This is a genomic window from Salinimicrobium tongyeongense (assembly GCF_026109735.1).
GTDB classification, from domain to species: domain Bacteria; phylum Bacteroidota; class Bacteroidia; order Flavobacteriales; family Flavobacteriaceae; genus Salinimicrobium; species Salinimicrobium tongyeongense.
Genome location: NZ_CP069620.1, coordinates 1,552,138 through 1,574,392, shown reverse-complemented (window position 1 = coordinate 1,574,392; position 22,255 = coordinate 1,552,138). Strand labels below are relative to the sequence as shown.

Sequence of the window (22,255 nt, the reverse complement as noted above, 5' to 3'; positions counted from 1 at the left end):
ATTAAGATTCAATCCGGAAAGGGGATAATTTCCTGTCTCCAGGATTTCAATATATAGATTATGGGATGTAACAGTTGCTCGACCGGCAAAGACGGTCAGCCCAAAGGATGTAAGAACAACGGTACCTGCGGCACCGATGGCTGTAACAAGCTCTCGGTGTTCGACTGGTTATCAAACATGGCCCTTCCGCAGGGAATGGAGCCTTTCAATATAGTGGAAGTGCGTTTTAAGAACGGGCGGAAACACTTTTTTAAGAATTCAGACAATTTGAGCCTTAGCATTGGCGATGTGGTGGCCACCGAGGCCGCTCCCGGCCACGACGTGGGCGTGGTTTCCCTTGTGGGCGAGCTTGTGCGCGTGCAAATGAAGAAGAAAAAGGTGCGGCAGGACAGCAATGAGGTGCTCAAGGTGTACCGCAAAGCTACCCAGCGCGATATAGATATTTGGCAGGAGGCCAGGGAGCGGGAAGAAAAAATGAAGGTACGCGCCCGGGAGATCGCCATTCGGCTTAACCTTCAAATGAAGATTAGCGATATCGAATTCCAGGGAGATGCTTCAAAAGCCACTTTTTATTATACTGCGGAAGAAAGGGTAGATTTCAGGCAGCTCATCAAAGAATTTGCGCGCGAGTTCAACACGAGAATTGAAATGCGGCAGATAGGCTTCAGGCAGGAAGCTTCCCGCTTGGGAGGAATTGGTTCCTGCGGAAGGGAATTGTGCTGTTCAACCTGGTTGACAGACTTCCGAAGTGTAAATACTTCCGCAGCGAGATATCAGCAGCTCTCATTGAACCCCCAGAAGCTGGCGGGTCAATGCGGAAAGCTGAAATGTTGCCTCAATTACGAACTCGACACCTATCTTGACGCGCTAAAAGACTTTCCGAAGACAGAAGTGAAGCTGCATACCAAGAAAGGTACTGCAGTGTGTCAAAAAATTGACATTTTTAAAGGTTTACTTTGGTATGCTTATGAAGGCGACTGGAGCAACTGGCACACGCTTACGGTAGAACAGGCAAACAAGATCATCAAGGCAAATTCCAAAAAGGAACCGGTCAACAGCCTTGAAGAATACGCCGTAGAACTGCAGCAGGAAGAAAAACCAGATTACCACAACGTGGTGGGGCAGGATAGCCTTACGCGTTTTGATACTAAGGGAAGCGGCAAGAAAAAACGCAAGAGCAAACGCAAAAAGAGAAAACCTAAGAAGGATGGATAAAAGACCGGCTTTTTTGCTCTTTTTGGGACTTTTACTTTTTGCGTCCTGTGATGAAAAAAGGGTTTTTGACAGGTATGAATCCATACCCGACGGGGAATGGCAAAGAGATTCTGTTATCGGTTTCAGATTTGAAGCGCCCGATACGCTTAAACAATACAACCTTTTTATCAACCTCAGGAATAATTCGAAGTACAACTTCAGCAATATTTATTTAATAACCGAGTTAAACTTTCCAAACGGGAAGGTGATAAGCGATACCCTTCAATATGAGATGGCTGCACCTTCGGGAGAATGGCTTGGCACAGGCTTTGGTGATGTAAAGGAAAGCAGGCTCTGGTATAAAGAGAACTTCAGGTTTAATGAGACAGGTGAATATCTGGTGACTGTACAGCAGGCCATGCGCAGGCGCGACAGCATACAGGGCATTAAAAACCTTGAAGGTGTAACAGAGGTTGGTTTTAGAATAGAAGACATTAAACAACAACAATAATAGATGGCAAAAACATCTGGGAAAGCAAATAAAGAAGCGGCTAAAAGAAAAGAATACGGCCGTTATAAAACCTGGTTCTGGTCAATTTTCGCATTGGGGATTTCTGCTGTAGTACTCCTTTTCCTGCTGGCAAGCTGGGGAGTTTTTGGCCCCATGCCCACTTTTGAAGAACTTGAAAACCCCGAGACAAACCTGGCTACGGAAATTTTTTCTTCAGACGGGGAAACCCTTGGGAAATACTATAACGAGAACCGCACGCCGGTAAAGTATGAAGACCTGCCCCAACATCTTATAGACGCTCTGGTGGCCACCGAAGATGAACGTTTCTATGAACATTCGGGCATAGACGCGCGCGGAACTTTGCGCGCTGCGGTTTTTCTTGGGAAAAGGGGAGGAGCCAGTACCATCACCCAGCAGCTGGCAAAGCTTCTTTTTACCGATAATGTTTCCCGAAATCCGCTCTCCCGCGGAATTCAAAAGGTAAAGGAGTGGATCATTGCCACCCGCCTGGAGCGACAGTACACTAAAGAAGAGATCATCACCATGTACCTCAACAAATACGACTTCCTGTACCAGGCGGTCGGGGTGAGGTCGGCGGCCAAGATCTATTTCAATAAAGAGCCTAAAGACCTCAATGTAGAGGAAGCTGCGGTTCTTGTAGCCATGCTTAAAAACCCTATTTTATACAACCCTCAAAAAGAGCAGTTCAAAGAGAATTCTCTGCAGCGTCGCAATGTGGTGCTTAGCCAGATGGAGGCTAACGATTATATCACGGAAGCTGAAGAAGATTCCTTACAACAGCTGCCGTTGCAGATCAAATTTTCCCCGCAGGGTCATGACGAGGGGGTAGCGACCTATTTCAGGGTGTACCTTCAGGGATTCATGAAAGAATGGATCGAAGAAAACCCAAAACCCGACGGTGGAAAATACAACATCTACCGCGACGGATTAAAGATCTACACCAGCATTGACAGCCGCATGCAGGAATATGCCGAAGAAGCGGTGCAAATGCATATTGCAAATCTGCAAAAGGAATTCAACAGGCAAAACAGGAACAACAAAACAGCGCCATTCAGGGATATTTCACAAGATGAGGTAGGGAAAATCATTTCTGATGCCATGCGCCGCAGTGAGCGTTGGAGAGTTTTAAGGGAAAAAGGCCTTTCAAAGGAGGAAGTTATTAAGTCTTTTGATACCCCTACGCAAATGGAAGTGTTCTCATGGAAAGGCAACATAGATACTACCATGACACCAAGAGATTCAATTTTCTACTACAAATCGTTCTTCCAGGCCGGGATGATGTCTATGACCCCGCAAACAGGTGAGGTAAAAGCCTGGGTAGGAGGTACCAACTTTAAACACTTTAAATACGATCACGTAAAACAGGGCAGGAGACAGGTAGGTTCTACATTTAAACCCTTTGTATACGCTACGGCCATAGACCAGTTGCACCTTTCGCCCTGTGATACTTTGCCAAAAAGCCTTCACACCATTGAAGCCGGAAAACACGGAAACCAAAACGACTGGACTCCCCGAAACAGTGGGGGGAAAGACGATGACTATATAGGAATGGTAAGCCTTAAGGAAGGTCTTGCCGAGTCTATCAACACGGTAACGGCCAGGTTGATAGACCGCACTGGCCCCAAACCGGTGATAGATCTTGTTGAAAAACTGGGTATTGACACCCAAAATATTCCTGAAGTTCCTTCCATCGCCCTTGGAACAGCCGATCTTAGTGTGTTCGAAATGGTTTCGGCATACAGTACCTTTGTCAATGAAGGGGTGTATGTGAAGCCGGTGATCGTGACCCGTATTGAAGATAAGAACGGGACCATTCTCTATCAGCATGTGCCCGAAACCCGTGATGTGATAAGCAAAGAAACTGCCTACGTTACCGTGAACCTGCTTGAAGGGGTCACACAGTATGGTTCGGGAACGAGGTTGAGAGGCAACTGGGCGGTAAACGATCCGTATTACAAAAGTGTGGTTACCGGTTACCCGTATAATTTCAACAGGGAAGAAGTTCCTATTGCAGGTAAGACCGGGACCACTCAAAACCAGAGTGACGGCTGGTTTATTGGGATGGTGCCAAACCTCGCCACCGGAGTTTGGGTGGGGGCCGAAGACCGGGCAGTGCATTTTCCCTCAATAAGGTATGGGCAGGGTGCCGCCATGGCATTGCCAATCTGGGGAATCTACATGAAGAAGGTGTACAACGATAAGGAGCTGAATGTGGCAAAAGGGCCGTTCCCGAGACCCGAAGTTGTGACTATTAGAACCGATTGCAGTTCTTATGGAGTTGATGAAAGCGAGGAGGAAGACCGGCTTCCCGATGAGCTGGATTTTTAAAAAATAGCGTTTTCATTACGAAAAATGTAACAGAGGGCCCTTCATATTACGAAGGGCCCTTATTTTTTCGTATTTTTCGGAATAAAACCATCAACAATGATCAATAAAACTGTACAGAATGTTACTGAAGCACTCGAAGGGGTTCATGATGGAATGACTTTCATGCTGGGAGGATTCGGGTTAAGCGGAATTCCCGAAAATGCCATTTCTGAACTTGTTCGTCTCAACCTGAAGAAGCTCACCTGTATTTCCAATAATGCGGGGGTAGACGATTTTGGTCTTGGCCTGCTGCTTCAGAAGAAACAAATAGATAAAATGATCTCTTCTTACGTGGGGGAGAATGCCGAATTTGAGCGGCAAATGTTAAGCGGAGAACTTGAAGTTGAACTCACGCCCCAGGGCACTCTGGCAGCCAAATGCCAGGCAGCACAGCAGGGCTTTCCTGCCATCTATACTCCTGCCGGTTACGGCACCGAGGTGGCCATGGGCAAGGAAACCCGAGAATTCAACGGCAAGATGTACGTGCTTGAAGAAGCCTATAAAGCCGATTTTGCCTTTGTAAAAGCATGGAAAGGAGACAAAGCCGGAAACCTCATTTTTAAAGGAACAGCCAGGAATTTTAACCCGGTAATGTGTGGTGCCGCTACAATTACGGTAGCCGAAGTCGAGGAGCTGGTAGAACCCGGTGAACTCGACCCCAACCAGATTCACATTCCCGGAATTTTTGTACAAAGGATTTTCCAGGGGAAAGATTACGAGAAGCGGATTGAACAGCGAACGGTAAGACAAAAAGAATCACTTTAAGCCCCCTCTGTGGGTTTGGGGCTCAATCTTCAAATTAGACAAAATGTTAGATAAAAACGGAATAGCAAAAAGAATAGCACAGGAAGTAAAAGACGGCTACTACGTCAACCTGGGGATTGGTATTCCCACTTTGGTGGCCAATTTTGTGCGAGACGATATAGAGGTAGAGTTTCAAAGTGAAAATGGTATTCTGGGCATGGGGCCTTTTCCTTTTGAAGGTGAAGAAGACCCCGATCTTATTAACGCCGGGAAACAAACCATTACCGCTTTGCCCGGAGCCAGTTATTTTGATTCGGCTATGAGCTTTGGCATGATAAGAGGGCAGCACGTAGACCTCACCATTCTCGGGGCTATGGAAGTAGCCGAAAACGGCGACATTGCCAACTGGAAGATCCCGGGGAAAATGGTTAAAGGAATGGGCGGCGCAATGGACCTTGTTGCAAGTGCCGAAAATATTATTGTGGCCATGATGCACACCAATCGTGCGGGGGAGTCAAAGCTGCTAAAAAAATGTTCCCTGCCGCTCACGGGGGTGGGCTGTGTTACAAAAATTGTGACTAACCTCGCGGTGATAGAGGTAACCCAAAAAGGCTTTAAACTGCTCGAAAGAGCTCCCGGTGTGAGTGTAGAGGAGATTCAAAATGCCACCGAAGGCACTCTTATTATAGACGGGGAAATTCCTGAAATGAAATTATAGCAAAAAACAGACCTGCCAGGTTTTCAAATCCCTGCAGGCCTGTTTTATATGGAAAAGTAAACTTCATTCAAACCTATAAGGTTTAAAAAAACCTTGCAGCTCACTTGAATTTAATCCAGAATAGAAGTCGAATGTTTTTCAAGGTTCACAAGAAAATCCATGGCTTCATTTAAAGGAAGCAGTTTTCCGCGGGTATTTACCTGGCTAAAATATTTATGCCAGTGGGCTTCTTCAATTCCGTCTTCAAACTTTTCCACGGCTTCAAGATTTGGCAGTTTCCAAATGGCAAAATACCTGTAGTCACTTCTGTAAGGGGTGTGTTCGTCATTCATGGCCCAGCCCACATTTTCAACACCGCCACGGCTCATTTCAGCAATGGCATCTTTCACTTTATTCATATAGGCGCGACGATCTTCTTTAGAAAGATCCATCCAGTCTTTGGTTACATTCCATTGTTCTACGTATAAATACATCACAGGTTCGTTAGGTTAGACATTCAGTAAGGGGTCTCAAAAATGGCATTTTTGAAACTCTCTATCTTAAATATACTAAAACTTTGACAGGCAGCAGGATAAATAACAGTTCCTTAAGGAATATTCACGTGCATGATCTCATCACTTTCAAGAAGCGGCTCCTGCCTTAACCGCAAAACCACCTGTGCAATGGCCACCACATCTCTCTCGCAATAAGAAACGATCCTGTTAAGGTCATTTTCCTCATAAAACACCTTGCACACCTGGCTGCCGTCAATATCTTCTTTGGGAGAAGGTATTCCCAGCACATTACAAAGAAGTTTTAGCGAGGTGTAGTGTTTGTGGTCGCCAAACTTCCACAATTCGAGCGTGTCTAAATGTGGCACTTCCCAGGGTTTTTTTCCAAACAGGTTCAATTTGTTGGGCAGTTCCATATGGTGAATAAGCATTCTCCTGGCGATGTACGGGAAGTCAAATTCTTTTCCGTTATGGGCGCAGAGCAGGTGTTGAGGTCGCCCAAAATGGCTTTCCAGCAGGTTCTTAAAAGCCGTGAGCAGCTCTTTTTCCTCCCCGCAGAAGGTTGTTGTTCTAAAAGTTCTTTTCTCCCCCTGAAAAGCAAAATATCCTACAGAGATGCAAACAATTTTACCAAACTCGGCCCAGATCCCGGCCCGGTCGTAAAATTCTTCGGCAGTGAAATCATCCTTTCGCAGATACTGCGATTTTGATTCCCACAACTTCTGCTTTTCTTCAGAAAGTTCGGCAAAAGTGGCATTTTCGGGCACTGTCTCAATGTCCAGGAACAGCAGGTTGCGCAGTGAAATTTTCTTGATCATGAGCTTCAAGGCTGTTTAACACCTCCTCAAGATAAAAATAAAAATCATTGGGATGTTCTTTATCTTCAGGAACTTCTCCGCCTTCGTGCCCCAAACGTACTATGATGATATTTTTCTTCGGAAGTACGATCACATACTGCCCCAGAATTCCGCGGAAGTAAAACACTTCCTGCCCTTTAAATTCTTCCAGCCATATGCCAAGCCCGTAATGCCTATAATCCTTCAGCTGCGGCCGCATGGATGCTGCCACATAAACCGAATCGAGCAGTTGTTTCCCATTCCATTTTCCGAAGTCATTGTAAAGCTTTCCGAAGCGGGCAAAATCGCGCGCATTCGAGCCAATACAGCAAAAAGCCTTTTCCATGCCGCTCTCCTCGCTGTCAAGCTGCCACAGGCCGTAAGTTTCCATGCCCAGAGGTTTCCAGAAGCTCCCGCTCATATATTCTGAAATATTTTGCCCGGTGGCTTTTTCGAGTACCATGGCCAGCAGCTGCGTGTTCCCGCTCAAATATTTAAATTCTTCTCCCGGCTGCTCCACCACTTTTAGATCCATGATCATGGGCCTTATGTTTTCATCGAGATAAGCCTTAATGGTCATTGAAAAGGGGTTATGGTAGCTCTCATCCCAGTTAAGTCCCGATGACATGGAAACCAGGTGGCGCAGGGTCAAACCTTCATCAAACTGCGGAAAAAAGTCAGCAACCGGTTGGTCGAGGCTCTTGATATGACCTTCAAAAATGGCTTTTCCAAGCAATGCTGCCACCAGGCTTTTTGCGACCGAAAATGAGTTGGTGCGGGAATGAGGGCCGTATTCTTCGGAATAACTTTCATGCCAGATGCTGTCATTCTTAATGATCAGAAAAGCAATGGTTTTGGCGGCTTCATTCTTTTCGCGCAGCGCTTCAGAAAGTTGAAATTTGTTATAATTTTTATGCTGCGGCCAGGGCTGGGGCACTCCGGCTTCAATTTTCCGGTTGTCGAAGAATTTGTGGTCATCAATATGGGCGCTAAGGTGACCCTGCAGGTAAGTAGCCTGTATGCCTTTAAAAATATATTCAAAATTGAATAAGTAGATGAGGCCAACCGCAAAGGCCAGGAAAAGCAGGCTTCCAAAAATGCCTTTTTTGACACTTTTCATAGTCTAAGGCTTTGTTGTTTGACCGGCTGTTCGTGATCAAGCAGCCATTTTTTTCGCCACAGCCCGCCGGCATAGCCTGTGAGCGAGCCGTCACTGCCAATTACCCGGTGGCAGGGAACAAAGATCCACAGCGGATTTCTCCCATTTGCCGCTGCCACCGCTCTTATCGCCAGCGGGTCGCCCAGTTCCTTTGCCAGCTCCATGTAAGAAGCAGTTCTTCCGAAGGGGATTTTTTGCAGGGCCTGCCAGACTTTCTTCTGAAAAGCCGTGCCCTGCGGATTGAGTTTCAGGTGAAATTCCTTGAGTTCACCCGCAAAATACTGCTGAAGCTGCTCTATTGCCTCCTGAAGCTGAGGCGTGGCAACTGAAGTGCTTTCGGGGCTTTCTTCGGTGAGGTAAAGCTTAGAGATCCCATTGGCATCCCCCTCTAAAATGGCATTTCCAAGCGGTGTTCTTACCGAAGCTTTATTCATTGGGTTTTTTGTTGATATCAGACTGGTCCTGCTTTAAAAGCCCCAGTTTACGGGCTCTTTTTTCCCAGTTCTCGCGGGCCAGTACCTGCATATCCTGTACATTGTCGCTCTCGTCCATGATCTCGAGCCCCATTAGGGTCTCAATAATGTCTTCCATAGTAACAAGACCAATGGTATTGCCGTAGTGATCTACCACCATGGCCAGATGCGTCCTTTCCTGTATAAAACGGTTGAATAACTGCGGAATTGGTGTGTCTTCAGCAGTCATGGGGATATCCCTTTTTAAGGTGGCTAGCGGCTCGGGCCCTTTCTGGTCTACCATTTCTTCCAGAATGTCGTCTTTTAAGACAAATCCGGTGATGTTGTTCTGCCGCTTATCGTACAGCGGGATTCGGGAAAACTTGAGGTTTCTGTGCTCGCGGTGAAATTCTTCGATACTGGTATTTTCATCTTCGGTCACGGCAACAGAGAAAGGCGTCATCACATCTTTGGCCTTCACTTTTTTGAACAGGAGCATGTTCTTGATCACGGTGGTTTCCTGTTCTTCAAAAACGCCTTCTTCTTCGGCAACATCGGTGATCGCAATAAATTCTTCCCGGCTCATGGATGAAACGTGAGCCGACTTCCCAATGAGTTTTGTCGTGAGCATCATAAGCCAGAGTATACCGGTGTATTTTAAGGGGATAATAAAGGCGGTGAGGGATTTTGCTGTAAAATTCCCGAGGTTTTTCCAATAGGTGGCACCAATGGTCTTCGGGATAATTTCAGAAACAATTAAAATTGCAAGGGTCATGATAGCCGAAACGATGCCCACGGCGTTACCGCCGTCACCATACACTTTTTCGGCCTGCACCCCCACAAGAATTGCGCCCACGGTGTGGGCTATGGTGTTGATGGTAAGAATTGCGATTAGAGGTTTGTCAACGTCCTGCTTCAGTTTGGTGAGCGTGCGGGCATATCCTTTGCCTTCTCTCAGTTTTATCTTTAAAAAGGAGGGTGTAAAGCTCAAAAAAGCTGCTTCCAGGATAGAGCACATAAAAGAAAAAAATATGGCCAGGACGGCGTATAAAATGAGTAATTCCATTCAGGTTTTTTTGGTTAGTAATCTTTAAAACATGATTGCCACAAGGTCATCTTCGCTAATCTTGTTGAAATATTCTCCCAGGTCAAACTGAGACAGTTTCTCCCGTATCATCTTTTCTTCGTGCCGGGTATTTTCCAGGGCTGCTTCTATGGGGCCAATATCGCGAATGTGGAAAAAGTCGCCGGTGATCTTAACTTTTTGAATGATGCCGTTGGTCACGTTCATGTTCATCTCTACCGTACCTCCGGGGGTGCGGGCACCCTGCTTAAAATTATAATCGGGAGAATAGCCAAAGTTCCATTCCCAGGTGCTGTATTTCTCATCCCTTATTTTCTGGATTGTTGCCAGGTCTTCATCGGTAAATTCATAAGGGCGCGCATCTTCAAAATTGCGGATAATGTAATCCATGATCTTATCGGTGAACGCATCAAGACTAATCTTTTCCGGCAGGTGATCGCTGATATTGGTCACGCGGTTGGGAACCGATTTTACGCCTCTGTCCTTGTATTTTAACGGGTTGATCTTAAGTGCCCCGCTTACATCTGTCATTTCTGAAGCGAACAGCAGCGTGCCGTGATGCAGCACCTTGTTTTTGAACACGTGCTCGGCGTTGCCCGAAAATTTCTTTCCTTCTATGGTAAGGTCGTTGCGGCCTTCAAATTTGGCGTTCACCCCAAGTTCCTTCAGCACGGCAATGATTGGCCGTGTATAGCGTTCAAAATCTATCATCTCGTAATTCTCGCCCGTGCGGGTAAACGAGAAGTTGAGGTTGCCCAGGTCGTGATAAACCGCCCCGCCACCAGAAAGCCGCCGCACCACTTTTATGCCTCTTTCCTTTACATATTCGTGGTTGATCTCTGCCTGGGTGTTCTGGTGTTTCCCCACAATGATCGCATTGTCATTGCGCCACAGCATAAAACAGTCTTCTTTAATGTGTTTAAAAATATACTCATCTGTAGCGATATTGAAGTAGGGATCGGTAGAATGATGTTTTATACAAAGCATGGTATGGTAGTATTTCTTCAAAAATAAGAAAGCTGAGGCGGAAACTTCCCAAAAGTGAATTAATTCTGCCCTTTTTGACAGGTAAAAGGAGTATTTTTTACAAAAACTTCTTTGTGTATCTTGTCGCTGAAGTTTTCCAAAATAAAATCATGAGAAAAATCCCATTTTTGAGCAGCCTGTTTTTGCTGATGTTTTTAAATACCTTCGCACAACAGCCTGAAAAACAGGTAACAGCTGAAGATTACGAACAGGCAACAAAATTCCTCAGGTTCAATACAAATGATCTGGTTTACAGGGCTAATGTAAGGCCCGCCTGGCTTGAAGATGGCCGTTTCTGGTACAGGATAAATACTTCGGAAGGGACGCAGTATGTACTGGTAGATCCTGCTTCAGGACAAAAAAAGACCGCTTCTTCTTTGGCCGAATTGCTTCCGGAGAAAGAGGAAAAGAAAACCACGCCCGAAGTTTCACGAAATGAGATCCTGTCGCCAGATGCCAAGAAGGTAGTTTATATCAAAGACTGGAACCTGTGGCTGCGCAACCTCGAAACCGGGGAAGAAAAACAACTCACCAAAGACGGGATAGAAAATTTTGGCTACGCTACAGACAATGCCGGGTGGAGAAAGAGTGACAGGCCTATTGTGCTCTGGTCGCCCGATTCCAAAAAGCTCGCCACCTACAGGCAGGATCAAAGGCACATTAGCGATATGTACTTGGTGGAGACAAAGGTGGGTGCGCCAAACCTGCAAAAGTGGAAATACCCGCTGCCCGAAGATGAAGAGGTGATCAGGATACACCGGGTGATCGTGGAAATTGATGATCCAAAGGTGATTGAACTGCAAACCGGGCCCAATGCGCGCCGCGGAACCTTATGTGACGATATTTCCTGCAGCGGTGCTTTCGACGATAATTACTGGAATGAAGATGCTACAAAACTCGCCTTTGTTTCTACTTCCCGCGACCATAAAAAGGCCAAACTGCAAATTGCCGATGCTGCTACCGGCGAGGTAAAAGAAATTTTTACTGAAACGGTAGAAACTCAGTACGAATCGGGGCAGGGCAGCATCAACTGGAAGTATTTGCCAAAGAGCAACGAGATCATCTGGTATTCGGAAAGGGATAACTGGGGGCACCTGTTTTTGTACGACCTCAATACCGGTAAACTGAAGCAGCAAATTACTAAAGGAGATTTTGTGGTGACCCGGCTGCTTCATGTAGACGAGAAAAACCGGGTGCTATATTTTGAGGCCAATGGCAGGGAAGCAGGCCGCGACCCCTATTTTTCACATTTGTACCGGGTAGATTTCAGCGGAAAAAACCTGAAACTCCTAACCCCCGAAAATGCCAATCACAACATCTATTTTTCTCCAGATCACGAATATTTTGTTGATAGTTATTCCACGCCCACCACGCCACCAGTTGCAGTGCTTCGGAATAAAAAGGGAAAGAAAATTGCCATTTTAGAGGAGTCAGATATTTCCCGATTAAAGGCAATAGGCTGGAAAGCGCCACAGCCCGTAACGGTAAAGTCGGCAGATGGGCAGTGGGATCTTTACGGCCTCATGTTCACGCCCACTCATTTTGATGAAAACAAAAAGTATCCGGTGGTGAATTATGTTTACCCGGGGCCGCAGGGAGGTAGTGTGGGAAGCCGAAATTTCTCGGCTGCACGAAGCGATCATCAGGCGCTGGCCGAACTGGGGTTTGTGGTGATCTTAATTGACGGTTCGTGTAATCCGGGTCGCTCAAAAGCTTTCCACGATGCCTGCTACGGAGATATTTCAGGAAACACCTTAGAAGATCAGAAGGCCGGAATAAGGCAACTGGCTCAAAAATATCCTTTTATAGATGCCGAAAAAGTGGGGATCTGGGGGCATTCGGGAGGTGGTTTTGCAGCCGCTGCAGCTATGTTCCGCCATCCCGAATTTTATTCGGTAGGGATAGCAGAGTCGGGGAACCACGATAACCGCAATTACGAAGATGACTGGGGAGAGAGGTATATAGGGTTGATGACCAAGGGCCCCGAAGGCAAAGACAGTTACGAGGCCCAGGCCAACCAGAACTACGCTGAAAACCTGCAGGGAAAGCTCCTGCTGGCCCACGGCGGATTAGATGACAATGTGCCGCCTTACAATACCTACCTGGTTGTTGACGCACTTATTGATGCGAATAAGGATTTTGACCTTATCATTTTCCCCAATGCCCGTCACGGGTTTGGAGAAGATTCTTACTACATGATGCGCCGCCGCTGGGATTATTTTGTGGAGCACCTGCTGGATGCGACTCCTCCCGAGAATTTTGAGATTGAACCTGCAAGATAATTAAAAGACCTTCGAGGTTTTCAAAACCTCGGAGGTCTTCTTTTTTTAAAATTTACAGTTTTATTTTGCTTCGGAGCCGCAATATATTGCGGCTTAACTACTTTCGGGTCTTTTTATCTACCTCTTCTTTCCAGTCTTTACCAACTGCCGAGAGGTATTCAGAATAATTCCAGGTATCGAGGCTGGAGTGCAGCGAGGCATCTTTTTTGGCTACATAGGTTTCATCTTCGGGCATGGCGGTTACTTTGAGTCCGCAGCTTTGCAGCATCGAGATAATGCCCTGGTGGTTTGGAGCCCACCAGTTAGTGGGGTCTCCCGCAAGTTTATGCTCAATAAATGCCATTTTTGGCCAGGCATCTTCTTTCATGATCTCCCGTTTGTGAAATTCCACATCTTCGGGTACTTGCATTTCTTCCTGCCCGGGCAGGGAAAGCGTTTGGAAGACCATCATTTTTTTCACTTTTTGAGATAAAATGTCAAGGGCCAGCATAGGGTAGCGCAAATGGTAAAATACGCCCATAAACCAGATGAGGTCAAACTTTTCTTCGGAATGGGCAAGGTCATACACCTGCATTTGTTTAAACCTGATCTTATCGTCAAGGCCAAATTTTTTTGCTGCCCATTTTGCCTGCTTCAGGTAATGTTCATCAAGATCTATGGCCAGCACATCGGCGCCACGTTTTGCCAGTTCGAGCGAGTAGAACCCGGCGTTGCAGCCAATATCCAGCACCTTCCAGCCTTCAAGATCCTGCGGAATACTCTCTCTGATCTTTTCCCACTTAAAACCGGGAAAGTCTCCAAGAAAATGATTGGGAGCCGTTTGAGTGCCATCGGGTAAATGAATATTATGAAACCAGGGTTCCAGTTCTTTTACTTCAGTTTGTGTAGACATGTTTTAAACTTTTTCTGAAGGCTGATGCACTTCCTTCACATAATTTACCAATTCTTTTGCTCTCGCCCGTGCAGTGTGAGATTTCAGGACTTTTTGCCTGGCGTTTTCGCCAATCTCTTTTCTCCTGGATTCCGAAGTATTTCTGAAATATTCCTCTACATCATCGCTGCTTCGGGCAATGAGGATCTCGGTGCCCTGCTCAAAAATGCTGTGTATGCCATCCCAGTGATCTGAAATTATCGGCACACCGCAGGCGGCAGCTTCAAACAGCCGCACGCTGGGGGAATAACCTGCCTTTATCATATCCTGCCGGGTGACATTCAGGGTAAATTCCTGGGAGTTGTAAAACTTACGATGTTCAGCAGGCGGGAGATGGTCAATGCGCTCTACATTCTTAGCCCATGCATAATCTTCGGGGTATTGCGGCCCTGCAACCACAAATCTTTCCGAAGGAAAATTAGCAGCAGGTTTGTTGAGCAATTCTTCTACCGTAGGCTGCCTGTCATCGCTGTAAGTGCCAAGGTATCCCAGCTTCCAGTCTTTAGAGCGGTCTTCGGGATAGTAAAGATCGGGGTCTACCGAGCAATACAGGGCCCTGGCCATGGGAGAACCGTAGTGATCTTCGAGATGCTTCAGTATCGGGCCTCCCGAAAATGACAAATAAAGATCATATTTTTGGATGATATTGGGGTCGAGATACTCGTAGTCTTTCCTTTCCAGTTTGGCCAAGGTTACTGGTGTGTCAATATCGTAAAAGGCGGTAACCCCGTTAGCAGTTTCTATGGCCCAGTTGCCCACTTCAACGCCCTGCTGTACATAAGAACCCACTATGACCACATCGGCTTCGGCAACTTCTTTTTTGTACTCAGATTTTAATTCCTCGTTGGTTTTATAGAGGCCCAGTTTGCAGAAATCGGGTGCTGGCATATCGCGATGGGGCGCATACCAGGGCACGTCTTTTTCAAGGAACAAAATGTCGTGCCCCAGGGCCTTGAGCTCTTTGAGTAGCGCACGGTAGGTGGTGGCGTGCCCGTTTCCCCATGATGAGGTGACCGAAAGTCCTATAATTACAAATTTCATTCGTTAATGTTTTTATTCAACAGGTTTGGCTTCGGTTTTTAATTTCTCAGAAATAACCGATTCCAGCAATTCGGCCCTGTGTTCGTAGGTGTGGGCAGAAAGCACTTTTTTGTAGGCCGCATCGCCAATTTTCCTTGCTTTTTCTGAAGTAAGGCCGGCAAGGATCATTTCTACCTCTTCCCCGCTGTTGGCTACCAGGATCTCCTTGCCCGGTTCAAAAAAGGTCTCGATCCCTTTCCAGGAATCGGTGATAAGACAGGCCCCGGCACCGGCGGCTTCAAAAACGCGGGTGGCAGGGGAAAAGCCGTACTTGGCCATACTGTCACGGCTTATGTTCAACACTGCTTTTGGGGTGCAGTTAAAGGCGTTGTGATCTTTGGTGTAAACATGCCCCAGGTATTGTATGTTTTTAGGCATAGATTTATCGCCCCAGCCGCTGCCACCAAGCAGGAACTTCTCGTCAGGGAGATTTTGCGCAGGCTTGATAAAGAACTCTTCTACCCGCTTTTCACGGTCGGGGAGGCGGTTGCCCAAAAAGGCCAAAGTACCATGAAATTCTTTTTGGGGCTCCACAGGAAAATGGGTGTCGGTATCTAAAGCGTTATAAATTGGGATACACCTCTTTGCACCGTTGCGCTCGTAGGCGTCAATAACCGGTTGCCCGCCCCCGTAGGTGAGCACAAAATCATATTCCGGAACAAGGGCATTAAAAGGATCGGAAGGGTTTGATTCAATCCTGTCTAGCGTGGCAGGGGCATCAACATCCCAAAAGATAATGAGGTTATCGTCTTTCTTCAGCTGCACTACGGCCTCTTCAAGAAAGTCATCAAATGCGCCCACGCCACTGGCTTTTATGATCACATCGGCTTCCGAAGCTTCTCTTAGCAGTGCCTGCAGGCTCACTTTATCTTCAGGATAGACCACCACTTTACACCAGTCGGGGTCTTCTATATCCCGGTGCTTCTGGCGTTCGTAAATATCGGGTTCGTAAAATGTCACTTCGTGGCCCATTTTATGGAGCGCCTTTACAATTCCGCGGTAATAAGTAGCGGCACCGTTCCAGTAAGCCGATACGATACTGGAGCCAAAAAAGGCAATTTTCAGGTCTCTTTTCATGCTTGCATGGTTTTGTGGTGAATGGGAAAGACCTTTTCATGTGGCAGGCCTAATTCCTGTAAGATGTTTTCTAAAGCAGTTACCCGGTGGGCGCAGGTGTGGTTGTCGAGTATGGTTTTTCTTCCGTTATCGGAAAGGCTTTTTGCCAGGTGCGGACTCTTTAGCACTTCGGCAAGTTTGTACCCCATATCATTTCCGTCTTTTGCGATCAAATAATCTTCCCCGGGAGTGAAGAGGTTTTCGGCATCATTCCAGGGAGAGCAAATGAGCGGAATTCCGCAGGAAAGGGCTTCAAAAGGCCTTATGGTAGGAATTCCCGGCAACATTTCAACATAAGGCCGTCGCGGCACGTGTACCGTGACCTTGTATTTTGCAAAAACTTCGGGCACCTTGTAGTTTGGCAGGTAACCGCCATATTCAATGCCGGCATTGGCCAGGGCTTTTTTAGCTTTTTCGGGATAGCGCACACCGTAGACCTTTGCTCTAAGTTTCAGCTCTTTTATGGGGCCTATGAGAAACTCCATAAGTTCTTCGGTGCGTTCGCCATCGCCCCAGTTGCCAATCCAAACCAGGTCGCCTTCTTTTTCTTCATCGCGGTTGGGGCTAAAGAAATCGGCGTCGGCTGCTTCGTGCCAGGTCCAAACCCTGTCTACCCAATTCTTTTCTTCGTAGATCTTTTTAATCACCTCACCAAAGACAAGTGCGCCGTCAAAGTGCGAAAAATCAAATTTTTTCATCTCTTTTTCAGCTGAAACTGCCCGGTGATGGGTATCGTGAAATAGCAGTTTAAAGCCGTATTTTTCCTTTTTCCGGCCTATTTCAGCAATAAGTTCGGGTTCGTTCCACTCGTGAACAATCACAAGGTCGGCTTTGCTCAGTATGTTTTGATAGTTCAGTTTTTTTTCGGGATTGTAGAACTGCGGGTTGAGCGAAGGGTAGTACTGCCTGAACTCATCAAGCTGCTCGGCCCCATGATCTTTCAGCAGGTTTTGCAGGCTCCAGCCACCTTCGGGTTCATAGACATCTACATCGTGCCCGCGTTTTTGAAGTTCCTTTACAATTCCGCGTAAAAAATGCGCATTCCCGTGATTCCAGTCAGAGTAGAGGGAATGGTAAAACATCACTATTTTCATAGGCTCATTATTTTATATTCTTTTTCAAGTATGTCGCGATAGAGGTCGTTATAGACGGCCCCCATTTTTTCTGCGGAATACTGTTTTGCCCGTTCTCTTGCTTTTGCTGAAAGCTCCTTCAAAAATTCGGGGCTTTCCAATAACCGGACGATGGTCTTTTCGGCTTCTTCTTCGTTTTCGGGGTCAAAGAAAAGGGCAGTATCTTCCCACAATTCCTGAAGGGTGTCAAGCTTGCTCAATACCAGTGCACAGCCGTTTCCGGCAGCTTCAAGAATGGCCAGCCCAAAAGGCTCGTAGCGGGTTGGGCTCACAAAGATGCTGGCGCGCTGCATCCAATGCTGCACTTCTTCGGGGGTTAATTTTCCGAGGAATTTGACATTTTCGAGCCTGCATTTTTTTCCTGTGTCAGGGTGAACTGCTGCACCGGCAACATATACCGGCCAGGGCAATCTTTCGGCTATGTTAGACAGCAAAGGCAGGTTTTTGGCTTCATCCCACATCCTGCCCATGCACAAAATGAATTTTTCTTTTGGCACTTCAACTTCCGAAGGAAAAACACGGCCATTATTGATCACTTTTGATTGAGAACTAAAGCCGTGTATCTCCTGTGCCTTGTCAAGAATTGCTTTGGTGGGAGCAATGACCATGTTTGAAGCCTCCAGCGACTTCTTAACGGTTTGCGTGTAATGATCCCATTCATGAGGTGCTTTTATGCCCTTTACTGCCTGCCACCAGGTTTGCACACAGGAGTGGAAGATTGTTACCACCGGCGCTGTCCATTCCTCTTCTACCTGGGCGTAGTTGTTTAGGTGAACTATATCGGGCTGTATGGTTTGATAAATACAGTTGATCCATTTGCGCGACCGCTCTACGTCTTCCCAGGGGTCTTCCATCCACTCGAGCTTAAAGTCACTCTTGTAAAAAGTGAGGTTGGGGATATTTTCGGCTTCCACCTGTTGTGCCGGCGAAGGCCAGGCGCCCATGGCTGCCAAGTGCACCTGCACATTATACTGTGCCAGTGCCTTGCAGAGTTCGAGGGAATACACCCAAACCCCGCCTACCGTGTCGGTAGTCATTAGGATCTTCATTTGCTTATCTTCCATAAATTCGGTCTATTACCTGGGCTGTTTTTATAAATTGAGTGGCAGTTCTCTCGTCAAAAGTGTCATTTTGCAGAAGGTTTTCTACCCATACCACTCCGGCACGGCCACTCCACTCATCGGGTGGTGTTACAAGAGTTTCGGTTTGGGTGCCGTGGTACTTTTCGGCTTTAAAATCGTAGAAAGAGCCGTTGATATTTTTGAAGGAAGCACCTCCTTTGGTGCCGTAGAAAGTGGCTTCTATAATGGCATCTTTTCCGGCAGAAACATGCCAGGAACATTCGAGGTTTATAACCTGGTCTTTTTCTGAAGTCATTGCCACACTGGCAAAATCTTCAACGTGCTCTTCAAAAGAGGTCAGTTTTTGTCCTTTGTGGTATAAGCGGCTCTGTACATCTTTGATTTCAGGAAAATCAAGGCTCCACAGGGCGAGATCTACCAGGTGAATGCCCAAATCCATCACGCAGCCGCCGCCAGATCGCTTAATGTCGTAGAACCATTCCTTATCTGGCCCGTAGGCGTTGTGAAAGATGAGGTCTACGGCAAAGATGTCTCCTATTTCCCCTTTTTGGATGGTGTCGTAAACCGCTTTAAAGGCTTTGGTGTAGCGGTAGGAAAGATCTACGGAAAGCAGCTTGTTTGCCTCGCGGGAGGCTTCGACCACCTGTTCTACTTCTTTGGCGGTACGGCCGAGTGGCTTCTGGCAAAAAACAGCTTTTCCGGCTTTTAAAGCCTCCACGCTTTGCCGGGCGTGCATGGCACTTGGGGTGGCAATCACAATACCGTCGAGGTCCTTTTCAGCAAAAAGGGCTTCAGAAGAAGTCTTTAAAATGGCATTTTTGGCACTCTTTTGGGCAGCGTCGCAATTTTCGGAATCGGGTTCTGTGATCGCCGAAGCTTTTGCGTTGGTATTATTGAGAATGGCTTCCATACGATTGCGGCCTATCCAGCCAACGCCCAGAAAACCTAATGATAATTCTTTTTTGGTGGGTTGAGTTGCGATCATGCTAGTTAACGATTAGAGCTTTTATAAATCCGTCTGGCCTTTGGGTTAAATGCTGGTAAGCTTTTTCCATTTCTTCAAGAGGGAATTTGTGGGTAAAGAGCGGGAAGGGGTCCATCTTACCTTCTTCCACGGCTTTTATGGCATTTTTGATCCCTTTTATATATTGCTGCGGATCTCTCTCGTGGGCACTTATCATATCTATGCCGCGCCAGTTGAGCATTTGCACGTTCACGCTGCGCATCCCGTCCTGATGGAAACCGGCAACGATGAGTTTACCCCTTTCGCCGGTAAGCTCGATAGACAGGTTGAGCGGCCATTCTTTTCCGGTGCATTCTATGACCCGATCACAAAAGTTTTCTCCGGTTAATTCCTTTACTTTTTCAATGATCTTATAGTGGTCATCCATCTGGATCAAATGGTCGGCTCCTGCTTTTTTGGCGGCTTCCAGGGAGAATTCCCTTCTGGAAACAGCAATGACTTCGGCTCCGGCCGATTTTGCCAGCTGAATGAGCAGGAGTCCTAAAAATCCGCTCCCAACAACAGCAACTTTTTGGCCTTTTTGGATATCGCTGCGTTCAAAGATGTTCATGGCACAACCCAAAGGTTCCCCGGGGAAAGGCTTTCCCTCTAAAGAAGCAGGCAGTTTTACTGTGCTCTCTTCTTTTGCGATATCGTGCGTGGCATAGGCGTTGTAAGTGAGGGCAGTTACCCTGTCGCCCTTTTCAAATTTTGTCACGCCTTCTCCCACGGCATCTACAACGCCCCAGCCTTCGTGACCCGGTTCTCCCGGGCTTACGGGATAGTTGAACCAGTCGCGGCCTTCCCAAACCGGAATGTTTGAAGCGCATACGCCGCTGCCTTCCAGCTTGATGCGGATTTCGCCCCGGGCGGGTTCGGGTAAGTTGATTTCTTTAACAGCAACTTTTTGCGGGGCTTTTAAAATTGCGGCTTTTGCAATTGCAGTTTCTACTTTTACAGGTGCTTTTTCCTGTACGGCCTGCGGTGAACTCATATGGCGATTTCTTTTGTAGGATTTAAATTTGCGGGTAATTCAATATTTCGGTTTTCACAAAGCCATTTCAGGAGGTGCTCAACCCCTTTATCTACAGAATATCTGGGCTGCCAGCCTGTGGCTTCTTTAAATTTGCCGGTGTTGGATACATAGTAGAACTGATCTCCCGTGCGCCAGTCTTCAAAGCTCACGTTCATTTCTTTTCCGGCCTTTTCCCGTATCGTGTCTAGGATTTCCAGGAGACTAACGGTATTTTGTGGCCCGCCTCCAATGTTGAAGACCTGCCCGGCCAGTTTATCGATGTTCTTATGAGCCAGCATAAAGGCATCAATCAGGTCTTCTACAAAGAGAATGTCGCGCACCTGCTTGCCGTTTCCGTAGATGGTGATAGGCTTATCTTCAAGCGCACTAATTAAAAAATGTGCCACCCAGCCCTGGTCTTCGGTACCAAACTGGTGTGGCCCGTAAATGCAGCTCATTCTAAATACCGCCGTCTTTAGGCCGTAAGTTCTTGAGTAATCAAGAATGTACTGGTCGGCCGCGCCTTTAGAGCAACCATAAGGGCTATGGAAGTCGAGCGGGATCTTTTCGTTAATGCCGTATTCTTTCATTTTTGCATCGGCAGGATAGAACCTGGTCTCATTTTCAACCATTTCTACATCCTGAAGGTTTCCGTAAACCTTGTTGGTAGAGGTAAAGATCAATGGCGGCTGATGTTTGCTTTTTCTGATGGCTTCCAGAAGGTGGAAGGTGCCGCTGAGGTTTACATTGAAATCGTGAACAGGATTGGTCACCGATGAGGTCACTGCAACCTGTGCGCAGAGGTGGAAAACTTCGGAAGCGTTGTTCACGCTCTCCTGAAGGATTCGTGTTTCATTAATGTCTGAGATCTGGATAATGAGCTTATCTCCATATTCCTTTTGCAGCCATTGAAGGTTTTCTTCAACGCCATCCCTAAACAGGCTGTCATAGATCATCACTTTTTTTCCTTCCGAAAGGAACCTTGAAGCGAGATTGGTGCCAATAAAACCGGCACCTCCCGTGATGAGCGTATATTTTTGACTGGTATTGACCCGGTATTGTTTCTGAATGTAATCCTGCTCCCTTACCTTCTCTATTCCATTTTTCTCCAGGAGTTTATAGAGCAGCTTTTTAGTGCCGTCGGTTTTCTTTAACCCGAAGTGATATTCCCTCTCATCGAGATGAAAACCACCCACAGTCGAATTTTTAGGGTCGAGATCTTTTAACGAGTACCAGTAAATCCTGTCGGCATCGGCATTAAGCACATTTTTAAATTCCTGAAACTGCTTTACTTCATCATTTTGCCAGGTGGAGAAGCCAACTTCAGAAATCCATATCTCTTTGTGGTACCCGAACTTTTCCATCACTTCCCTGATGCAGCTTATGTTTACGTCCCAGCCTTTCCATTGCTGGTCAAATACATGTGGAAAACCGTGAATTCCCACCGCGTCTATATGATCGAGCACTTTTTGCTCTATCATCATTTGCATCCAGTTTGGATCTATGGGGCTCATCCCGCCAAGCAGGGTCTTTTTTCCCCTTTTTTGAGCCCAGTGGGCCGCCATGCCTATCATGGTAGAAAACTTGTTCCACGAATAATCGAGGGTGAAGTCATATTCTACTTTGTTGTTGGGCTCGTTCCAGAGTTCAACCCACTCAAAGTAGTTTCCGTAGCGGGTGATCATGGTGTCAATAAAATCGGCGTAGGCTTTCAGATCTTTAGGTGGGGCCGAAGTCTTCGGCATTTCACCTATTGAGGGCGGCGTGTAGAGAAAACAGGGCAGGATCTCGACATGGGGAGAAAGTTCGGCAAAGAGCCAGTCGTACCATTCAGCGGTACCTTCCACATACCAGTCGGCCCACGAAATTCCTGTGCGCAGGTGCCTGATCCCCAGTTTTTTGAAATCTTCTATTGCAGCTTTGACCTCCTCGTATTCTCCGGGTCTAAACCATTCCAGAATGCCAAGGGAAGGAGTATTATTATCTAGATTCTTCTTTACGTTCATAGCT

At 46.8% G+C, this 22,255-nt stretch carries 20 protein-coding genes; 6 read left to right on the top strand and 14 right to left on the bottom strand.

The features are described from left to right. The first annotated feature begins 60 nt into the window (after positions 1 to 60). From JRG66_RS07000 to JRG66_RS06980, 5 genes are all read left to right on the top strand, one after another. Entirely contained in the window at positions 61 to 1,215 is a 1,155-nt protein-coding gene (locus JRG66_RS07000) for a PSP1 domain-containing protein (RefSeq protein ID WP_265165179.1), read from the top strand. Then, the gene (locus tag JRG66_RS06995) at positions 1,208 to 1,705 is read left to right on the top strand and encodes a gliding motility lipoprotein GldH (protein ID WP_265165177.1); all 498 of its coding nucleotides are present in this window, start codon (positions 1,208 to 1,210) and stop codon (positions 1,703 to 1,705) included. Before JRG66_RS07000 ends, JRG66_RS06995 begins: the two co-directional genes overlap by 8 nt. A 3-nt stretch (positions 1,706 to 1,708) precedes the next feature. Then, positions 1,709 to 4,054, top strand: coding sequence for a penicillin-binding protein 1A (locus tag JRG66_RS06990; protein WP_265165175.1), 2,346 nt, complete (start codon positions 1,709 to 1,711; stop codon positions 4,052 to 4,054). Positions 4,055 to 4,150: 96 nt separating this feature from the next. Further along, positions 4,151 to 4,858 carry a CoA transferase subunit A gene (locus JRG66_RS06985; RefSeq protein WP_265165173.1) on the top strand — a complete coding sequence of 236 codons (708 nt, stop codon included), beginning with the start codon at positions 4,151 to 4,153 and terminating at the stop codon, positions 4,856 to 4,858. 43 nt (positions 4,859 to 4,901) lie between these two features. Next, on the top strand, positions 4,902 to 5,555 hold the full coding sequence (locus JRG66_RS06980) for a CoA transferase subunit B (RefSeq protein ID WP_265165172.1): 654 nt from the start codon (positions 4,902 to 4,904) through the stop codon (positions 5,553 to 5,555). 110 nt (positions 5,556 to 5,665) lie between these two features. Here JRG66_RS06980 and JRG66_RS06975 read toward each other — a convergent pair whose 3' ends face one another. The 6 genes from JRG66_RS06975 to lplA form a co-directional block, all read right to left on the bottom strand. Then, a complete protein-coding gene (locus tag JRG66_RS06975; RefSeq protein ID WP_265165417.1) occupies positions 5,666 to 6,028 on the bottom strand; it encodes a DUF6616 family protein in 363 nt (120 codons plus the stop codon). Between the two features lie 113 nt (positions 6,029 to 6,141). Further along, positions 6,142 to 6,864, bottom strand: coding sequence for a 3'-5' exonuclease (locus JRG66_RS06970; RefSeq protein WP_265165171.1), 723 nt, complete (start codon positions 6,862 to 6,864; stop codon positions 6,142 to 6,144). Then, positions 6,818 to 8,002: a serine hydrolase domain-containing protein gene (locus JRG66_RS06965; RefSeq protein WP_265165169.1), complete on the bottom strand. Its 1,185-nt coding sequence runs from the start codon at positions 8,000 to 8,002 to the stop codon at positions 6,818 to 6,820. The genes JRG66_RS06970 and JRG66_RS06965 overlap by 47 nt, the downstream gene beginning before the upstream one ends. Continuing rightward, a complete protein-coding gene (locus tag JRG66_RS06960; protein WP_265165168.1) occupies positions 7,999 to 8,475 on the bottom strand; it encodes a methylated-DNA--[protein]-cysteine S-methyltransferase in 477 nt (158 codons plus the stop codon). Before JRG66_RS06960 ends, JRG66_RS06965 begins: the two co-directional genes overlap by 4 nt. Then, positions 8,468 to 9,559, bottom strand: a complete 1,092-nt coding sequence (locus tag JRG66_RS06955) for a CNNM domain-containing protein (RefSeq protein WP_265165167.1) — start codon at positions 9,557 to 9,559, stop codon at positions 8,468 to 8,470. The genes JRG66_RS06960 and JRG66_RS06955 overlap by 8 nt, the downstream gene beginning before the upstream one ends. A gap of 24 nt (positions 9,560 to 9,583) precedes the next feature. Next, positions 9,584 to 10,564 carry a lipoate--protein ligase gene (gene lplA / locus JRG66_RS06950; protein WP_265165165.1) on the bottom strand — a complete coding sequence of 327 codons (981 nt, stop codon included), beginning with the start codon at positions 10,562 to 10,564 and terminating at the stop codon, positions 9,584 to 9,586. A 149-nt stretch (positions 10,565 to 10,713) separates the two neighbouring features. Here lplA and JRG66_RS06945 point away from each other — a divergent pair, with 149 nt between their 5' ends. Further along, positions 10,714 to 12,885, top strand: a complete 2,172-nt coding sequence (locus tag JRG66_RS06945) for a S9 family peptidase (RefSeq protein ID WP_265165164.1) — start codon at positions 10,714 to 10,716, stop codon at positions 12,883 to 12,885. A 97-nt stretch (positions 12,886 to 12,982) separates the two neighbouring features. Here JRG66_RS06945 and JRG66_RS06940 read toward each other — a convergent pair whose 3' ends face one another. The 8 genes from JRG66_RS06940 to JRG66_RS06905 are packed head-to-tail and all read right to left on the bottom strand — an operon-like array spanning position 12,983 to position 22,251. Continuing rightward, on the bottom strand, positions 12,983 to 13,777 hold the full coding sequence (locus JRG66_RS06940; RefSeq protein WP_265165162.1) for a TIGR04290 family methyltransferase: 795 nt from the start codon (positions 13,775 to 13,777) through the stop codon (positions 12,983 to 12,985). A 3-nt stretch (positions 13,778 to 13,780) separates the two neighbouring features. Beyond that, positions 13,781 to 14,857 (bottom strand): CgeB family protein, encoded by a 1,077-nt coding sequence (locus tag JRG66_RS06935; protein ID WP_265165160.1) that lies wholly within the window; start codon positions 14,855 to 14,857, stop codon positions 13,781 to 13,783. A 12-nt stretch (positions 14,858 to 14,869) separates the two neighbouring features. After that, complete coding sequence (locus JRG66_RS06930; RefSeq protein ID WP_265165159.1) at positions 14,870 to 15,973, bottom strand: CgeB family protein; 1,104 nt, start codon at positions 15,971 to 15,973, stop codon at positions 14,870 to 14,872. Beyond that, positions 15,970 to 17,106 carry a CgeB family protein gene (locus JRG66_RS06925; RefSeq protein WP_265165158.1) on the bottom strand — a complete coding sequence of 379 codons (1,137 nt, stop codon included), beginning with the start codon at positions 17,104 to 17,106 and terminating at the stop codon, positions 15,970 to 15,972. Before JRG66_RS06925 ends, JRG66_RS06930 begins: the two co-directional genes overlap by 4 nt. Continuing rightward, positions 17,103 to 18,209 carry a glycosyltransferase family 4 protein gene (locus tag JRG66_RS06920; protein ID WP_265165156.1) on the bottom strand — a complete coding sequence of 369 codons (1,107 nt, stop codon included), beginning with the start codon at positions 18,207 to 18,209 and terminating at the stop codon, positions 17,103 to 17,105. Before JRG66_RS06920 ends, JRG66_RS06925 begins: the two co-directional genes overlap by 4 nt. Then, entirely contained in the window at positions 18,199 to 19,212 is a 1,014-nt protein-coding gene (locus tag JRG66_RS06915; protein WP_265165155.1) for a Gfo/Idh/MocA family protein, read from the bottom strand. The genes JRG66_RS06920 and JRG66_RS06915 overlap by 11 nt, the downstream gene beginning before the upstream one ends. A gap of 1 nt (position 19,213) precedes the next feature. Then, on the bottom strand, positions 19,214 to 20,224 hold the full coding sequence (locus JRG66_RS06910; protein ID WP_265165154.1) for an MDR/zinc-dependent alcohol dehydrogenase-like family protein: 1,011 nt from the start codon (positions 20,222 to 20,224) through the stop codon (positions 19,214 to 19,216). Then, positions 20,221 to 22,251, bottom strand: coding sequence for a GDP-mannose 4,6-dehydratase (locus JRG66_RS06905; protein ID WP_265165152.1), 2,031 nt, complete (start codon positions 22,249 to 22,251; stop codon positions 20,221 to 20,223). Before JRG66_RS06905 ends, JRG66_RS06910 begins: the two co-directional genes overlap by 4 nt. Between the last annotated feature and the right edge of the window lie 4 nt (positions 22,252 to 22,255).

Bases quoted from the DNA above. Each gene is read 5' to 3' on its own strand.
- JRG66_RS07000 (WP_265165179.1), top strand. From the start codon at position 61: ATGGGATGTAACAGTTGCTCGACCGGCAAAGACGGTCAGCCCAAAGGA.
- JRG66_RS06995 (WP_265165177.1), top strand. From the start codon at position 1,208: ATGGATAAAAGACCGGCTTTTTTGCTCTTTTTGGGACTTTTACTTTTT.
- JRG66_RS06990 (WP_265165175.1), top strand. From the start codon at position 1,709: ATGGCAAAAACATCTGGGAAAGCAAATAAAGAAGCGGCTAAAAGAAAA.
- JRG66_RS06985 (WP_265165173.1), top strand. From the start codon at position 4,151: ATGATCAATAAAACTGTACAGAATGTTACTGAAGCACTCGAAGGGGTT.
- JRG66_RS06980 (WP_265165172.1), top strand. From the start codon at position 4,902: ATGTTAGATAAAAACGGAATAGCAAAAAGAATAGCACAGGAAGTAAAA.
- JRG66_RS06975 (WP_265165417.1), bottom strand. From the start codon at position 6,028: ATGTATTTATACGTAGAACAATGGAATGTAACCAAAGACTGGATGGAT.
- JRG66_RS06970 (WP_265165171.1), bottom strand. From the start codon at position 6,864: ATGATCAAGAAAATTTCACTGCGCAACCTGCTGTTCCTGGACATTGAG.
- JRG66_RS06965 (WP_265165169.1), bottom strand. From the start codon at position 8,002: ATGAAAAGTGTCAAAAAAGGCATTTTTGGAAGCCTGCTTTTCCTGGCC.
- JRG66_RS06960 (WP_265165168.1), bottom strand. From the start codon at position 8,475: ATGAATAAAGCTTCGGTAAGAACACCGCTTGGAAATGCCATTTTAGAG.
- JRG66_RS06955 (WP_265165167.1), bottom strand. From the start codon at position 9,559: ATGGAATTACTCATTTTATACGCCGTCCTGGCCATATTTTTTTCTTTT.
- lplA (WP_265165165.1), bottom strand. From the start codon at position 10,564: ATGCTTTGTATAAAACATCATTCTACCGATCCCTACTTCAATATCGCT.
- JRG66_RS06945 (WP_265165164.1), top strand. From the start codon at position 10,714: ATGAGAAAAATCCCATTTTTGAGCAGCCTGTTTTTGCTGATGTTTTTA.
- JRG66_RS06940 (WP_265165162.1), bottom strand. From the start codon at position 13,777: ATGTCTACACAAACTGAAGTAAAAGAACTGGAACCCTGGTTTCATAAT.
- JRG66_RS06935 (WP_265165160.1), bottom strand. From the start codon at position 14,857: ATGAAATTTGTAATTATAGGACTTTCGGTCACCTCATCATGGGGAAAC.
- JRG66_RS06930 (WP_265165159.1), bottom strand. From the start codon at position 15,973: ATGAAAAGAGACCTGAAAATTGCCTTTTTTGGCTCCAGTATCGTATCG.
- JRG66_RS06925 (WP_265165158.1), bottom strand. From the start codon at position 17,106: ATGAAAATAGTGATGTTTTACCATTCCCTCTACTCTGACTGGAATCAC.
- JRG66_RS06920 (WP_265165156.1), bottom strand. From the start codon at position 18,209: ATGGAAGATAAGCAAATGAAGATCCTAATGACTACCGACACGGTAGGC.
- JRG66_RS06915 (WP_265165155.1), bottom strand. From the start codon at position 19,212: ATGATCGCAACTCAACCCACCAAAAAAGAATTATCATTAGGTTTTCTG.
- JRG66_RS06910 (WP_265165154.1), bottom strand. From the start codon at position 20,224: ATGAGTTCACCGCAGGCCGTACAGGAAAAAGCACCTGTAAAAGTAGAA.
- JRG66_RS06905 (WP_265165152.1), bottom strand. From the start codon at position 22,251: ATGAACGTAAAGAAGAATCTAGATAATAATACTCCTTCCCTTGGCATT.